Annotated in this window: 14 protein-coding genes and 1 pseudogene; 5 read left to right on the top strand and 10 right to left on the bottom strand. The window is 65.5% G+C overall.

What is annotated here, in order from left to right; translation table 11 throughout:
* Positions 1 to 185 precede the first annotated feature (185 nt).
* Positions 186 to 560, top strand: a complete 375-nt coding sequence (locus tag QX041_RS04025) for a hypothetical protein (RefSeq protein ID WP_316164525.1) — start codon at positions 186 to 188, stop codon at positions 558 to 560.
* Between the two features lie 631 nt (positions 561 to 1191).
* Here QX041_RS04025 and QX041_RS04020 read toward each other — a convergent pair.
* From QX041_RS04020 to QX041_RS03985, 8 genes are all read right to left on the bottom strand, one after another.
* Positions 1192 to 2166: an oligopeptide/dipeptide ABC transporter ATP-binding protein gene (locus tag QX041_RS04020; RefSeq protein WP_316164524.1), complete on the bottom strand. Its 975-nt coding sequence runs from the start codon at positions 2164 to 2166 to the stop codon at positions 1192 to 1194.
* Entirely contained in the window at positions 2163 to 3152 is a 990-nt protein-coding gene (locus QX041_RS04015; protein WP_316164840.1) for an ABC transporter ATP-binding protein, read from the bottom strand. The genes QX041_RS04020 and QX041_RS04015 overlap by 4 nt, the downstream gene beginning before the upstream one ends.
* A 34-nt stretch (positions 3153 to 3186) precedes the next feature.
* Positions 3187 to 4038 (bottom strand): ABC transporter permease, encoded by an 852-nt coding sequence (locus QX041_RS04010; RefSeq protein ID WP_410051823.1) that lies wholly within the window; start codon positions 4036 to 4038, stop codon positions 3187 to 3189.
* A gap of 59 nt (positions 4039 to 4097) precedes the next feature.
* On the bottom strand, positions 4098 to 5039 hold the full coding sequence (locus QX041_RS04005; RefSeq protein ID WP_315714604.1) for an ABC transporter permease: 942 nt from the start codon (positions 5037 to 5039) through the stop codon (positions 4098 to 4100).
* A 15-nt stretch (positions 5040 to 5054) separates the two neighbouring features.
* Positions 5055 to 6656, bottom strand: coding sequence for an ABC transporter substrate-binding protein (locus QX041_RS04000; RefSeq protein ID WP_315827317.1), 1602 nt, complete (start codon positions 6654 to 6656; stop codon positions 5055 to 5057).
* A gap of 228 nt (positions 6657 to 6884) precedes the next feature.
* Positions 6885 to 7844, bottom strand: coding sequence for an N-carbamoyl-D-amino-acid hydrolase (locus tag QX041_RS03995; protein ID WP_316164522.1), 960 nt, complete (start codon positions 7842 to 7844; stop codon positions 6885 to 6887).
* Between the two features lie 75 nt (positions 7845 to 7919).
* Positions 7920 to 9449 (bottom strand): aldehyde dehydrogenase family protein, encoded by a 1530-nt coding sequence (locus QX041_RS03990; RefSeq protein ID WP_316164521.1) that lies wholly within the window; start codon positions 9447 to 9449, stop codon positions 7920 to 7922.
* Between the two features lie 10 nt (positions 9450 to 9459).
* The gene (locus QX041_RS03985) at positions 9460 to 10341 is read right to left on the bottom strand and encodes an NAD(P)-dependent oxidoreductase (protein ID WP_315827465.1); all 882 of its coding nucleotides are present in this window, start codon (positions 10339 to 10341) and stop codon (positions 9460 to 9462) included.
* A gap of 107 nt (positions 10342 to 10448) precedes the next feature.
* On the opposite strand from QX041_RS03985, the gene QX041_RS03980 reads away from it, so the two are divergent.
* From QX041_RS03980 to QX041_RS03970, 3 genes are all read left to right on the top strand, one after another.
* Positions 10449 to 11405, top strand: coding sequence for a LysR family transcriptional regulator (locus QX041_RS03980; protein WP_315714608.1), 957 nt, complete (start codon positions 10449 to 10451; stop codon positions 11403 to 11405).
* Between the two features lie 83 nt (positions 11406 to 11488).
* Positions 11489 to 11812, top strand: coding sequence for a hypothetical protein (locus QX041_RS03975; RefSeq protein WP_316164520.1), 324 nt, complete (start codon positions 11489 to 11491; stop codon positions 11810 to 11812).
* A 126-nt stretch (positions 11813 to 11938) separates the two neighbouring features.
* Positions 11939 to 12592, top strand: a complete 654-nt coding sequence (locus QX041_RS03970; RefSeq protein WP_316164519.1) for a hypothetical protein — start codon at positions 11939 to 11941, stop codon at positions 12590 to 12592.
* 231 nt (positions 12593 to 12823) lie between these two features.
* Here QX041_RS03970 and QX041_RS03965 read toward each other — a convergent pair.
* Positions 12824 to 13496: pseudogene (locus QX041_RS03965) on the bottom strand (transposase).
* A gap of 265 nt (positions 13497 to 13761) precedes the next feature.
* Positions 13762 to 15087: an FAD-binding oxidoreductase gene (locus QX041_RS03960; protein ID WP_316164518.1), complete on the bottom strand. Its 1326-nt coding sequence runs from the start codon at positions 15085 to 15087 to the stop codon at positions 13762 to 13764.
* A gap of 241 nt (positions 15088 to 15328) precedes the next feature.
* On the opposite strand from QX041_RS03960, the gene QX041_RS03955 reads away from it, so the two are divergent.
* The gene (locus QX041_RS03955; protein WP_008962239.1) at positions 15329 to 15805 is read left to right on the top strand and encodes an Lrp/AsnC family transcriptional regulator; all 477 of its coding nucleotides are present in this window, start codon (positions 15329 to 15331) and stop codon (positions 15803 to 15805) included.
* Positions 15806 to 15811 lie beyond the last annotated feature (6 nt).

Here is a 15811-nt window from a genome sequence, read left to right as displayed (position 1 = left end):
GCGGCACTTTTGGGAGACGATAATGTTCGGAACACCAACACACCTAACCGGCGACGCTCGGCGCTTGAGATTCTCGATCTTGCGAAGCAGGTCACCGAAGCGATGAACTTATGCCCTTGTCACAACGCGAACCTGGCAACGTCCACACGCCTGTCGATATGAGGCGAGATGAAGTGAGTCCAATCATGCTTATCAAGACGGTCACGTTGCATTCTCTTAGTTATCTTGTAGGCATTACCAGTTCAGTGGCGGTGCACCAGGTCATCCCCTCGCCGGGCACAGCGAGCGTCTTCCAGTCTGGCACGGCTGCAATAGGTCATCAGCAGGTCGCCAATCGCTCGACCAAGAGCGATAAGTTGCCAATCAGGCAGGCAAAGCGTCAACTCAACGAGCCAAGTTTCAATTTCGGAACCAACTGTAAACCGCCGATTGATGTCCGTGGGCGCTGCTTTGCAGACGCCGGAGGGACCCGCAAGGTCGCGCTGTCCGCTCGCGGCCCCCTTCGCGGCACACCGATTGTTTTGAACCAAATTGGTCCTGATGCGACAGATCTCGTGTAGTGGTGGTGCAGGCAAAATGACCGATATTCGAGGCGGCGACCTGTCCAATCATTCGGTATTGAAATCGCTAAGCAGAATCCGCACAGCAAAGCTACACCTCGATCGGCCGACGTCGTACCAATCGACAGAGGCCGCCCTGCTGTCGCAGATCGCGCTTTGCGACGTTCTATTGGACGAAATTCAATCGGTCGCCCGCAGCCTGAAGCGGGCGAGGCCGTGCCCCGGTGAGCCGACGCCTGGTCGCAACCGGGCGCGGCTGCGGTACCATTCCTCAAGACATGATCTGCAGCGACGACGCGCGGCGCAGCGATGCCGTATGCCGTCGAAGTTTCGTTCGGTCGCCACCTAGCCCGGACGAGCGCAGCAACATCCGGGTTCGCCGACACGGCACGCAAGACCGCTGGCGCCGACGCGCGTCCCGCGCGCCGGCTGTCGCTCATGCGGGCTACGCGCTGCACCCATATCCGCGCGAGAAACGCACCATCTCTCCTCCCTCATTGCGAGCTGCGCTCGCAATGAGGATTGGCGCGGCAGTCTCGTGCGTCAAGCTGTCATTCGCACCGGGCGCAGTGGGCAGGTCGCTTCGCGGCTTTCGCCGCGTAGCGCCTTTGCCCACCCTACGCTACTACAACTACGCATTCTCCAGATGGCACGCCACCCACTGGTCCTCGCCCTTCAGACGCAGCTCGGGCGCCTCCATTCGGCAGCGGTCGAATGCGAGAGGGCAGCGGGTGTTGAAGCGGCAGCCCTTGGGCGGGTTGACGGGGCTGGGAACGTCGCCCTTGAGAATGATTGGGGTGCGCTCGGCGCCGGGTTCGGGAATTGGGACGGCTGAGAGAAGCGCCCTGGTGTAGGGATGGCCGGGAGACGCAAAGATCTGCCGTCTGGGGGCGAGCTCGACGATGCGGCCGAGATACATCACGGCGACGCGGTGCGTCATGTGCTCGACGATGGCGAGATCGTGGCTGATGAACAGCAGCGCGAGGCCGAATTCGCGCTGCAGGTCCTGCAGGAGGTTGACGATCTGCGCCTTGACGGAGACGTCGAGCGCGGAGACCGCCTCGTCGCAGACGATCACGTCGGGCTTGGCGGCGAGCGCCCGCGCAATGCCGATGCGCTGGCGCTGGCCGCCGGAGAATTCGTGCGGGCGGCGGTTCACGGCGTCGCGCGGCAGCCGGACGATCTCCATCAGCTCGGCAATGCGCGCATCGCGCTCGGCCGCAGTCTTGGCGAGGCCGAAATTGTTGATCGGCTCGGCCAGGATGTCGCGGATCCGCATCCGCGGGTTGAGGCTGGAGAACGGGTCCTGGAACACGACCTGAACGCGGCGGCGCATGTCGCGCAGGCTGCCCGGGCCGAGATCGTCGATCCGCGTGCCGTCGAGCACGATCTGGCCGGCCGTGATGTCGAACAGGCGCAGGATGGCGCGGCCGACGGTGGACTTGCCGCAGCCGGATTCGCCGACCAGCGACAACGTCTCGCCGCGCGCGATCTCGAACGACACGCCGTCGACGGCGTGCACCCGGCTCTTGGCTCGCCCAAACAGGCCGCTGCGGATCGGGAAATGCTTCTTGAGGTCGTTGACCTGGAGCAGCGGCATGGTCATGCGGCGGCCTGCTCCTTGGCAGCGAAATGGCAGGCGGCGATGTGATGCTTGGCCTTCTGCTCCAGCCCCGGCGCATATTGGCGGCAGACGTCGGTGGCAAGCGCGCAGCGGCCGGCGAACACGCAGCCCTCGATGCGCTGCTTGAGGTCCGGCACCTGGCCGGGAATTTCCGCGAGACGCCTGGTTTCGCCCGACAGCGACGAGCCGAGCTTGGGCAGCGCGCCGAGCAGGCCCTGAGTGTAGGGATGGCGGGGCGAGCGGAACAGCTCCCTGACCGGCGCTTCCTCGACCTTGCGGCCGGCATACATCACCATCACGCGCTCGGCGACCTCGGCGACGACGCCGAGATCATGGGTGATCAGGACGATGGCTGCACCGACGCGCTGCTTCAATTCCAGCATCAGCTTGAGGATCTGCGCCTGGATGGTGACGTCGAGCGCTGTGGTCGGCTCGTCCGCAATCAGGAGCTTCGGGTTGCAGGCCAGCGCCATCGCGATCATCACGCGCTGGCGCATGCCGCCGGACAGCTGGTGCGGATATTCGCGCACGCGGCGCGCCGGCTCGGGGATGCCGACCAGCGTCAGCATCTCCACCGCGCGCGCTTCCGCCTGCGCCTGGTCGAGCCCCTGATGCAGCCGCAGGGTCTCGCCGATCTGGCGGCCGACCGTCAGCACCGGGTTGAGGCTCGTCATCGGCTCCTGGAAGATCATCGAGATGTCGTTGCCGCGGAGCTGACGCATCTCGCGGTCGGGGAGCTTAAGAATGTCCCTGCCCTCGAGCTTGATCGAGCCCGCGATCTTGCCCGGCGGCTCCGGGATCAGCCGCATCATCGACATTGACGTCACCGACTTGCCGCAGCCGGATTCGCCGACGATGGCGAGCGTCTCGCCGGGGTTGACGTGGAAGGAGACGCCATCGACGGCACGGTTGATGCCGGTCGGCGTGCGGAAATGGACCTGGAGATTCTCGACCTCGAGCAGCGGCATCATTTGAGCTCCCGGCGATCTCTGACTGCGCTGCTCATGGGCTCTTCGCCATGCGCGGGTCGAGCGCGTCGCGGAGGCCGTCGCCGACAAGGTTGACGGCGAGCACGGTCACCGAGAGGAACGCGGCGGGGAAGAACACGATGAAGGGCTTGACCTGCCACAGCGCGCGGCCTTCGGCCATGATGTTGCCCCAGGACGGGATGGTCGGCGGCGTGCCGGCGCCGATGAAGGACAGGATCGCCTCGGTGATCATCGCGCTGGCGCAGATGTAGGTCGCCTGCACCAGCATCGGCGCCATGGTGTTGGGCAGGATGTGGCGCAGGATCACCATCGGCGTGCGCGTGCCCGAGGCGACCGCGCCATCGACATAGGGCTGCTCTCGCAAGCTCAGGACGACACCGCGCACCAGCCGCGCCACGCGCGGGATCTCGGCAATGGTGATGGCGAGGATGACGTTGCCGACGCTGCCACGCGTCAGCGCCATCAGCGCCACCGCGAGCAGGATCGGCGGTATCGACATCAGCCCGTCCATGCAGCGCATCAGGACGCCATCGGCCCAGCGCAGGAAGCCGGCGACAAGACCGATGGTGAGGCCGATCAGGGAGGCGCCGAGCGCCACCGCGAGGCCGACCGTCAGCGAGACGCGGGTGCCATAGAGCACGCGGGAATAAATGTCGCGGCCGAGCGCATCGGTGCCGAACCAGAAATCCGCCGACGGCAGCCGCGTGCGCTTGGCCGGCGCGATCGCGGTGGGATCGACGGTGAAGAGGAATGGCGCGAACACGCCGATGATGACGAGCAGCAGCAGGAGCGCGCCGCCGATCGCAACCGTCGGATGGTTGCGCAGGAAGCCGATGGCGCCGCGCCGGATCTTCGGCGCGACCATCAGGTCGGGCAGAACAGGCGCGAGGACGAGGCCTGGCGGCGGCGATATGGAGGTGGCGGTCAATAGCGGATCCTCGGGTCGACCAGGGTGTAGGTGACGTCGATCAGGAGATTGACGAGCACGTAGACGAAGCTGAACAAGAGCACGATGCCCTGGATGACCGGATAGTCACGGCGCAGGATGGCATCGATGGTGAGCCGGCCAAGGCCCGGAATGGCGAACACGCTCTCGGTGACGACGGCGCCGCCGATCAGGAGCGCGATGCCGATACCGACGACGGTGACGATCGGCACCGCGGCATTCTTCAGCGCATGAATGAACAGGATGCCGCCCTGCCCCAGGCCCTTGGCGCGCGCGGTGCGGATGTAGTCCTGCTGCAGCACCTCGAGCATCGCGGCGCGGGTGATGCGCGCGATCAGCGCGATGTAGACGCAGCCGAGCGCGACCGCCGGCAGGATCAGGTTCTGCAGCCACGGCCAGAACCCTTGGGCCAGCGGCGTATAGCCCTGCACCGGAAGCCAATCGAACTTCAGCGCGAAGACGTAGGCCAGGATGTAGCCGACCACGAACACCGGGACCGAGAACCCGAACACGGCGAACGCCATGATGATCCGATCGATCCAGGTGCCCGCCTTCCAGGCCGCGATGACACCGAGCGGCACGGCGATGATGATCGTGAGGACCAGGGTGACCATCATCAGCGACAGCGTCGGCTCGATACGCTGGGCAATCAATGCCGACACCGGCAGGTTGGTGAAGATCGAGGTGCCCAGATCGAAGTGCAGCAGGCGCCAAACCCAGCTACCGAACTGGACCAGGAATGGCTGGTCCAGTCCGAGATTGGCTCTGATACGCTCGACGTCGGCCGGGCTCGCCTGGTCGCCTGCGATCACAACGGCCGGATCACCCGGCGCGATGTAGAGCAGGCTGAAGACGAACAGCGCGACGATCGCCATCACCGGCAGCGTCGACAGGACTCGGCGGAGCGCATAGGTGAGCATGGGAGGTCTTTCGCCCTATGCGGTCTTCGACACGCCCCAGAACAAGGGGATCGGCCCCTTGGTCACGCCCGAGACATTCTTGCGCCAAGCGGTATAGCCGAGGAAGAACCCGGTGGGTGCGAACACCACGTCGTCGATGGCCGCCTTGTTGATGCGGCCGGCGACCGCCTTCTCCTCGTCGAGCGACTTGGCGTTGAACCAGTTGGTGATCTCCTTCTCCACCGGCTCGCTGGTCGGCCAGCCGAACCAAGCCTTGTCACCATTGGCCCGCAGCGCGGTGTAGGCGGCCGGGTTGATGCAGTCGGCACCTGCGTGCCAGGTGTGGAACATGTGCCAGCCGCCTTGCGAAGGCGGCGTCTTCTGCGCGCGGCGGGCGCCGACGGTGCCCCAATCGGTGGCGACGAAGTCGACGGTCATGCCGAGCTTCTTGAGGAGATCGGCGGTAACGTCGCCGAATGCCTTGGTGATCGGCTGGTCCTGCGCGACGACGCAGGTGATCGGCTCACCCTTATAGCCGGCCTCCTCAAGCAGCTTCTTGGCCGCCGCGAAATCGCGTTTGCCTTTGAGGATGTCGCCGCCCGCCTCGGTATAGAGCGGCGTGTCCGGCGTGAAGAAGCCGGGCAGCGGCTTCCACAGCGCGTTGTCGTCGCCGACCAGCGCGCGCATATAATCTTCCTGGCTCATCGCCATGAGGATCGCCTGGCGCGCCTTCACGTTGTTGAACGGCGCATGCAGGTGGTTCATGCGGAACGAGCCGACATTGCCGAGGGGATCGCCGATGTCGACGCCGATGTTCTTGTTGCCCTTCAGCACCGGCACGAGATCGGTGATCGGGTTCTCCCACCAGTCGACCTCACCATTCTGCAGCGCGGCAGCCGCGGTCGCAGGATCCGGCATGATCACCCATTCGACGCGATCGACCAGCACCTGCTTGCCGCCGGCGAGCCACACCGGCTTCTCCTGGCGCGGCACGTAGTCGGTGAACTTCTCGAACACGGCCTTGGCGCCCGGCACCCACTCGCCCTTGACGAATTTGAACGGGCCAGAGCCGACATATTCCGACATCTGCTTGAACGGGTCGGTCTGCGCAATGCGCTCGGGCATGATGAAGGCGCAGGGCGCATTGCCCTTGCCGAGCGCGAACAGCATCTTCGGATAGGGCTGCTTCAACACCCATTTGAAGGTCTTGTCGTCGACGGCCGTCAGTTCGTTCTGCAGCGCCTTCAGCATCAGGCCCATCGGATCGCGCGCCGACCAGCGCGTGAGGCTGGCGACGACGTCCTTGGCGAGCACCGGCTCGCCGTCATGGAATTTCAGTCCCGGGCGCAGCTTGAAGGTCCAGGTCAGGCCGTCGTCGGACACCTGCTCGGATTCCACCATCTGGCGCTGCGGCACGAACTGGTCGTCGATGCCGTACAGCGTGTCCCACACCATCGCGGCCGCGTTGCGCACGACATATTGCGTGCCCCAGATCGGATCGAAATTGGCGAGATTGGCCTGTGGCACAAAACGCAAGGTGCGTGCGGCAGCGCCTTGTGCGATCGCCGGCGCCGCAATCCCCGTCAGCGCCAGACCACCCGCGCCCGCCAATCCCTTCAATACCGTCCTGCGATCCATGTTCTCTCCTGATGCAACATGCCAAGTTCAATTGCCGAAATTATAAGCAAGGCCCATGCCATGCGCGTGGAGTGCATTCATTTGAACGCAAATGAGGCACGGAGCGCAAGCTTTTGCGTAGCCCGGGCGAGCGCAGCGCCCCCGGGTTCTCCCGCACAGTTCATGCGAACCCGCATGTTGCTTTCGCTCATGCGGGCTACGGAAAGTGCCGTGCAGCAACATCGTGCGTCACGCCTGCTTTCTGACGGGCGAGCCGTCGGCCATCAGCGTCTCGCCCTTGCGTTCGACGATCATGCCGTAAGCCTGCGGCTGGCGATGGACGTCGAAGTTGAAGACCGTCTGCTTGTAGGATCTGCACAAATCGAGGTCACAGCGCGCCAGCGCGATCTCATCGCCCTTGGTGGCACAGGCCGCGACGATCTCGCCGGAGGGTGCGATGATGCAGCTGCCGGCGATGTGGTCGATGCCCTCCTCGATGCCTCCCTTGGCGACGCCGATGACCCAGGTGCCGTTCTGATAGGCACCGGACTGCATCACGAGGCGGTTGTGGAACAGCGAGAGATCGTCATGCTCCGGCGCGGGCGGATTGTGCACCGGCGTGTTGTAGCCGATCAGCACCATCTCGACGCCCTGCAGCCCCATCACGCGATAGGTCTCCGGCCAGCGGCGGTCGTTGCAGATCGCCATGCCGATGACGCCACCGAAGGCGCTCGCGACGCCGAAGCGCTTGCCGGGCTCGAAATAGCGCTTTTCCAGGTGCTGGAACTTGCGCCACGGCTCGTGCTCGGCATGTCCCGGCAGATGCACCTTGCGGTATTTCGAGACGATCGCGCCGGTCTTGTCGACGAGAATGGCGGTATTGTAGCGGTGCACGATGCCGCCCTCGAGCGCCAGCTCGGCATAGCCCAGGCAGAAGCCGATGCGCAGCTCCTTCGCGAGCGCGAACAGGGCCTGCGTTTCCGGCCCCGGCATCTCGCGCTCGAAATAGAGGTCGATCTCGGCCTGATCGGCCATGTACCAGCGCGGGAAGAACGTCGTCAGCGCGAGCTCGGGATAAACGATCAGGTCGCAGCCATTGGCGTGCGCCTGCCGCATCAACGCCATCAGTCGCGCAACCACCGCGGTCCGTGTTTCGCTCTTGGCAATCGGGCCGAGCTGACCAATGGCGACGTTGACGAAGCGCGGCATGTTTCCGTTCCTTATTTCGGAACTAAGTGGTCGTTCCGTGGCGCGCAGCTCTTGCACCGATCATGCCATGCCCGCTCAGTCGCGCAAGCCCGGCGCGTAGCCGAACGCCACGGCCGGCTCGGCCGCGGTCTCGACCCACACGCTCTTCACCTGCGTGTATTCGTACAGCGCCTCGATGCCGGAGGAGCGGCCATGGCCGCTGTTGTTGTAGCCGCCGAACGGCGAGGCGACGTTGATGGTCTTGTAGGCGTTGATCCAGAACGTCCCGGCCTTGACCTGTGCTGCGACGCGATGCGCGCGCGCGACATCCCTGGTCCACACCGCGCCCGCGAGGCCGAACTCGCTGTCATTGGCGATCGCGATCGCCTCCGCCTCGGTGTCGAAGCGGATCGCGGCGACGACCGGACCAAACACCTCCTTGCGCGCGATACCCATGGCGTTGGTGACGTTCTTGAGCACGGTCGGCTTGACGAAATATCCGCCGTCCTGCGCCACGCCATTTGCGCCAGCGACGATCTCCGCCCCCTCCGCCGCGCCTTCCCGGATCAACGACAGCACGTGATCATATTGCCTGGCGTTGTTGATCGGACCGATCTCGGTGTCCGCCGACAGCGGATCGCCGCATCTGATCTTCACTGCACCTTTTGCAACCAGATCGACGAAGCGGTCATAGACCGCGCTCTGCACCAACAGCCTGGAGCCGGCGACGCAGCTCTGTCCGGCGCCGCCGAAGATCGCGGCCTGCGCGCCGACGGCGGCGCGTTCGAGATCGGCATCGGCGAACACGATGTTGGCGGACTTGCCGCCGAGCTCGAGCACCGACGGCAACAGCCTGCGCGCCGCAGCCTCGCCGATCAGCCGCCCGGTCGGTACCGACCCGACGAACACCACCTTCCTGACCGCGGGCTGCGCCAGCGCCGCCTGCCCCGTGGTGTGGCCGAAACCGGCGAGCACGTTGACGACGCCCTTCGGCAGGCCCGCGCGTTCGGCGATGCCTGCCAGCGCCAGCGAGGTCAGCGGCGTCAGCTCCGAGGGCTTGAGCAGGACGGCGTTGCCCATGCTGATGGCCGGCGCGATCTGCCAGCCCGCGGTGAAGATCGGCGCATTCCACGGCGTGATCTGCAGCACCACGCCCATCGGCTCGCGACGCGTGTAGTTGAGATGGCTCGACGGCACCGGGATGACGTCGCCGTGGAATTTGTCGGCCCAGCCGGCATAGTACTCGAACATCTCCGCGACCTTGGCGACCTCGCCCCTGGTGTCGCGGATCGGCTTGCCGGCGGACAGCGCTTCCAGATGCGCCAGCGGCTCGGCCGCGGCGAGGATCGCCCGCGCCACCGCCTGCATCACGCGGCCGCGGCCCGCGGCGGTCAGCTTCACCCATTCCGCCTGCCCCGCCCCCGCAGCAGCAGCCGCCTTGGCCGCCACGTCGGCACCGGCATCGGCATAGGTGAACAGCAATCTGCCGGTGGCGGGATCATTCACCGAGACCGTCGCGCCATCGCCGACGATCAGGTCACCGCCGACATGGGAGCCAACGGCCTCCAAGTCAGGCCAGAACGGCAGCGTGGCGGCGCGCAGGCGGGGATCGATGAAATGGGTCATGGCGGCACGCTCACGGCTTCGGCATCGGACCGAGCTGCAGCTCGACGATGCGGTTGAAATCATCAGTGTCGGCGATGCTGGCGGCGCTGTCCGCCCAGATGCGCGCGGTGTCGGCGGCCATCGGCAGCGACAGTCCGAGCTCGCCGATGAACTGCGCCGCGAGCCTGACGTCCTTGCGCATCAGCTGCATGGTGAAGCCGGAGTCGAAGGCGCCGTTGAGAATCCAGTTGGGCACGTTGACGAGCGTGACGCCGGAGCGGCCGGAGCCGGCATTGAGCCCTTCGAGCAGCCGCACTGCGTCGACGCCCGCCGCATCGGCGATGCGCAGCGCCTCCGCGGCGGTGAGCAGATGCGCGGCGCAGAGAAGATTGTTGACGATCTTGGCGACGTTGCCGGCGCCGACGCCGCCGACATGGACGCGCTTGGCGCTCATGCGCTCCAGCACCGGCAGCACGCGCGCGAGATCATCGCCATCGGCGCCGATCACCATCGTCATGGTGCCGGTCGCCGCGCCCTTCGGCCCGCCGCTGACCGGCGCATCGACGAAGCCCATGCCGCGCGCCTTGAGAAGGGCTGCGAGCCGGCGCGAGGTCTCGGGATGCGAGGTCGAGGTGTCGACGATGACGACGCCGGCCCTGGCCTGCGCGAGGATACCGCCGGCGCCTTCCACGACATCGGCGACGATGCCGGCGGTCGGCAGCGACAGGATCACGATGTCGGCGGCGGCGATCACGCCGCCGATGCCGTCGGCAATCGCGATGCCCTCGGCCGCGAGCGCCGCGCGCGTCGCGGCTAGCGTGTCGTAGCCGGTGACGGCGAAGCCCGCGCCCTTCAGCGTCAGCGCCATACCGCGCCCCATGTTGCCAAGTCCGATGATGCCGACCGCGGTCACGAGGCCTCCTGCCAGATTTGCCTCGCCAGCGTAGCCGCGCAATTCCGGAGCAGACATCAGCGCCGTCCGCCGCTAGTGTTGACCTCAGGTCAACACGTTCCGAAGCCATGTCCGCCCTGCTCGATCACCACCGCCTGCACTATCTGCACGAGGCGATCCGCCTCGGCTCGGTGCGCGCCGCCGCCGAAGCGCTCGACGTCAACGCGTCGGTGATCAGCCGGCAGATCGCGCTCCTGGAAAAGGAGCTCGGCCTCACTTTGCTCGAGCGCCTCAGCCGCGGCATCCGCGCCACCGCGGCCGGCGCGCTGCTGGTCGAGCGCTTCCGGCAATGGCAGGCCGACCAGGCCGACACCGTCGCCAAGCTGCGCGAATTGCAGGGGCTCAAACGCGGCCATGTCGACATCGTGCTCGGCGAGGGTTTCGTCAGCGACCTGATGTCCGGCCCGCTCGGCCGGTTCTGGCAACGCCATCCCGACCTCACCATGGCGTTCGATCTGGCCGGCACCAACGAGGTCGTCAATGCCGTCGCCGAGGATCGCCATCACATCGGCCTGGTGTTCAACCCATCAGCCGATCCGCGCATCCGGATCGCGACCGCGAGCCGGCAGCCGCTCTGCGCGATCATGCCGCCGGATCATGCGCTCGCGCGGCTCGGCCGTCCCTTGCGCTTGCGCGAGCTCGCCGATCACCCCCTCGGACTGATGCATCCGAGCTACGGCACGCGTCAGGTCGTGGCAATGGCGGAGGCCGCCGAGCGCATCGCCCTGTCGCCGAAGCTCACCACCAGCTCCATCAACGTGCTCCGCCACTTCGTCAGGAGCGGCCTCGGCCTGACGCTCCTGCCGGCCTTCGCGATCGCCGCCGATCTTGCCGACGGCTCCCTCGCCGCCGTGCCGGTGGACAACCGCCTGCTGGCCTCGAGCGAAGCCTGCGTCATCACCCGGCGCGGCCGCGAGCTGCCGCATGCCGCCAGCCATCTGCTGCGCTTTCTCAGCGGCCAGATGCGGGCGTTCCGGGTCGGCGGAGCCGCCGGCAAGACCAGGACGCGCGGCGCCGGACGTTGATCCGCACAGATCATCACGGATCGTTTTCCGTTGCGCTCGCGCGTGGGTTGCGATTGGATATTGTAATTTAGAGAATCGACTTCATGCGCCACGCTCTCGCGATCGCGTTCGGCCTGTGGGCGGCGACAGCAGCTCAGGCCGAGACCTGCCAGCTCATCGGCAACCAGATCCTGTGCGACGACGGGACGTCGGGACAGCGGATCGGCAACAACACCTATTGGAGCGACGGCTCCTCGTCCCAGCAGATCGGGCGCTTCACCTACAACAACGACGGCAGCAGCTCGCAGCAGATCGGCAACCACACCTACTACAGCGATGGCACGTCGTCGCACACGGTCGGAAGCACGACCTATTTCAGTGATGGCAGGACGTGCCGGCGGATGGTTAATCGCGTCTCGTGCGACTAGGCGATTCGGCCAATGTGACCGCCGCTGCAACGGCTTCTCGGAGCTGGAAATCTTCGAAATATAGGGAATTGAACCCTTGCATCGGGGCATGGCGGCTCCGGTCGACGGTCGTTCAACTGGCGTTTCATGAAGGTGGCCATCATGGAGTTTCGCTTTTCTTCAACGATCGAAGACGAGGTCTCCCACGTCCGCTTCCAACTTGGAAATCTCGAATTCTTTCGCGCCGAAAAATATGATGTGACCTGGCCAGATGCGCTCAAAGCGGAGATCGCGCAGGGTATAGCTCGGTTTTCAGATGAGAGACTGCGCGACGCGATCGTGCGTCACGACTTGCCGGGCGCCAGTCTGGAGCGCGTCGTGCAGTCATGGCGGCGGGTGGAGGATCGATTTGCTTCCGATTTCGTTGCGCAGCTTACGCGTCAGTTGCCAAAGGTCGTGCGCGTCCATGTCACCAAGTTTGGTCCGGGCGGGTCGCACAATGGCGCATCGATGGCGCCGCGATTAGTCGTAAGCTATCCGGAAATGAAGGGATTGGATTTCAACAGCGTTCTCGTCCATGAGTTCATCGAAGTCTTGCTTTGGAGAAAGTTCCGCAGCGAAGAAGCCAGACTGGGAAATAGAGCCGCTCATGCCATCAAGGAGGCTGTCGTCGACAGGTTCTGCTCCTGCGACAACCTGAAACCCGTCGTTGGGAGCTACAGAAAACAAGCGAGCTATTCCCAGCTGCCTCCGGATTGGGAAGAGTGGCTACCAGCTAAAGGGCTGACGTGGAGTCAGTAGCGACCAGGCCAAATCGAATGCGGCGTCATGCTGGCTGGCGTTGATGCTGCGGTGATGACGGCTGGCAAGCAGGAGGTCACAGTTCGGGCCGCCAAACAGTCAACCACCCGACGAATTCACTTTACGACCAAACCTTGACCGAAAATCCGGCGCGATGAACTTTTGAGGCGAGCCGGGTTTCGTTTGCTACCAAAACATCAGACTCGTCCGCAGTGACCTTGCCCCCAAGTTTTATCCAGATCTGAGTTCGTTCGGGCGGTTTGATGTGCCCATCTGGGCGGTCGTAGCGGCGGGAGCTGGCGCGGAGCTCTCGGCATAGCGCAGCGCCAGATCCCGACGCGGATTGCAGGTGGCGGCGAACTCGGATGGCGTCTTCCATCCGAGCTGGGAGTGCGGCCGAGCGTCGTTATAGTCGGTCCGCCAGCATCGGAGCGCGACGCGGGCCTGAGCAAGCGAGGTGAACAGCGTCTCGTTCAGCAGTTCATCCCGCAGGCGACCGTTGAAGCTCTCGATGAAGGCGTTCTGCATGGGTTTGCCCGGCGCGATGTAGTGCCAGGCGACACGGCTCTGATCGGTCCATGTCAGGATGGCATTGCTCGTGAGCTCGCTGCCGTTGTCGCTCACCACCATCTTGGGCTTGCCGCGCTCGGCGCCCAGCCGGTCCAGCTCCCGGGCGACCGGGGCGCCCGAGAGTGAAGTGTCGGCCACCAGCGCCATTCTCGTCCTCCAGCGTCTTCAGCCGCTTGGCCTCCGAGACGTCCATTCCGCCGAACTTGGCCTTCCACTTGTAGATGCTCGCGTCGCTCACGCCATGCTTGCGGCAGAGATCGGCGACCGGAACGCCAGCCTCGTGCTCCTTCAAAATCCCAATGATCTGTTCTTCCGTAAAGCGGCCGCGCTTCATGCTCTGGTCCTCGTTGGGCCAGAACGAACTTCAAACTGGATTAAGCCCCAGGGGCATGGTCAGCGAATACCAACAAAATCAGAGAGTTGAGAACTCGTTTGGGGGAAAAGGCATCATTGTTCTGCAACGCCTTCCAAGAGCAGGCCCCAAACGGACTGGACGAAGTCAGCCGCAGACCGAAGGGCCGCCGAGCGGCGAACCGGTGAATTCGGCGAACCGAACGGTCTGGCGCAGTCGGGGGCTTGACGTCCCGGAGACGTAACCTTCAGAAGTCTGCGACCGCCTTGGACTCATGCCGGGCGAAACGCGCGGGCGCGTAGGGCCTGGGATCGACGATCGGTTTGGCGGAGGTCACGAGATCGGCGATGAGATGGCCCGCACCTGGCCCGATGCCGAAGCCGTGGCCACTGAAGCCGGCGGCGACGATCAGGCCGGGCAGCGCGGCGAGCTCGCCGATCGCAGGCACGCCGTCGGGCGTGGAATCGATGTAGCTCGCCCACGCCGCCGTGACGCGGCTCTGCTTCAAGGCCGGCAGCAGCTCGACCGCGCGCGCCTGGGTCAGGCGGATGGTGGCCTGGTCCGGCCGGGGATCGAGGATGCGGGTCAGCTCCATCGGCGTCGGCGCGTCGAGCCGCCAGCGGCCGACCGTCTCGTGGCCGGCGCGTAGGCCTTCGAGCCCGCCGGGCAGCAGGCTGCGCCAGCGCCTGGCGAACATCGGCAGGAAGTGCGACGCGAAGCGCAGCTGCTGAAGTGTAGGATCGACGCGGCCGCGGCCGCTGATCGCGAGCGTATGGCCGCCGTCGCCGCGCCGAGTGATCGAGACGGCGGCGGTGTGCAGCGCCGGGGGCAGCGGCTCCGCCGACGGCGACAGAGCGAGCGCCGAGGCGCGGATCGAGGCCATCGGCAGTGCGACACCGAGCTGATGGCAGAACGACGAAGCCCAGGCGCCGGCGGCGAGCACCGCGACCGGCGTGCGGATGGTGCCGCGCTCGGTGATCACGGCCGACAGCCGGCCGCCGCTGGTCTCGACGCCGCGCACGGCGCACATCTGGTGCACCGAGCCGCCCTGCTTGAGGATCGCGCGCGCCACCGCGGGCGCGGCATCGGCGGGACTGGCGGTGCCGTCGGTCGGCGAGAACACGCCGCCCTTCCAGCTGCGCCCGGTGGCCGCGCCGCGCGCGGTGGCCTGGCGGCTGTCGAGCATATGCGTGGTGACGCCGGCGGTCCTGGCGAACTCGCCCCAGCGCGCCCAGCCGGCGAGCTCCGCCTCGTCATTGCTGAGATAGAACAGCCCGCAGCGCGAGAAGCCGGTCGCCTCGCCGCTCTCGGCCGCAAAGCGCTCCCACAGATCGAGGCTCAGCGTCGCCATCGGCAGCTCGCGCGCATCACGGTTCTGCTGCCGGCACCAGCCCCAATTGCGGCTGGACTGCTCGGCGCCGATGCGGCCCTTCTCGATCAGCGCCACCGCGAGCCCGCGCCGCGCGAGGTAATAGGCCGTGAACACGCCGACGATGCCGCCGCCGATGACCACGGCATCTGCACGCGCGGGCAGCGTTGGCGATGTCTCGACGAGCACCAGCGGTGCGGGCATGCGGTCTCTCCGGCTGTGGGCTGGCTCAGCCTAGAGTGGCAGCCGGCCGTTCGGGCGCCGGATTCGTGGTCCGAACGGCATATCATTCTGCCCGTCTGCACATCGCCGGCGTATTGTTTTGCATCGCATAATCCCGGCGGATACGGCCCCATTCTTGCTTTACGGAAGTTTCGATGGCTCAGCGGCAGAATTTTCTGCTGTAATGGGGACCGGACGCGGCGTCACACGGGACCACGGCTTCATGAAGCTCGATCGCATCGACATCAAGATCCTGCACGAACTGCAGAAGAACGGCCGCGTCACCAATGTGGAGCTGGCCGAGCTGGTCAACCTGTCGCCGAGCCCCTGCCTGATGCGGGTGAAGAAGCTGCAGGCGGAAGGCTATATCGAGGGCTACTCGGCGCAGATCTGCGTCTCCAAGCTCGGCCAGACGCTGACCGTGTTCACCGAGGTCACCCTGAAGAACCACCGGCAGATCGACTTCGCCCGCTTTCTTGCCGCGGTGGAGAAGATCGACCAGTTGATCGAGTGCCACCTCGTCTCCGGCGGTTACGACTACATGATGAAGTTCGTCACCGCGGGGATCGGCGAGTACCAGACCATCATGGAGCGGCTGACCGACATGGACATCGGCATCGAGAAATATTTCAGCTTCGTCGTGCTGAAGTCGCCGATCGTCAAACCCTATCTGCCGCTGACCAGCCTGTTCCAGATGTAGCCGCGC

The sequence above is a fragment of the Bradyrhizobium sp. SZCCHNRI2009 genome, from assembly GCF_032485115.1.
Taxonomy (GTDB): Bacteria; Pseudomonadota; Alphaproteobacteria; order Rhizobiales; family Xanthobacteraceae; genus Bradyrhizobium.
Note: the sequence above shows the minus strand (reverse complement) of the source record. Positions and strands in the feature narration are given on the sequence as shown.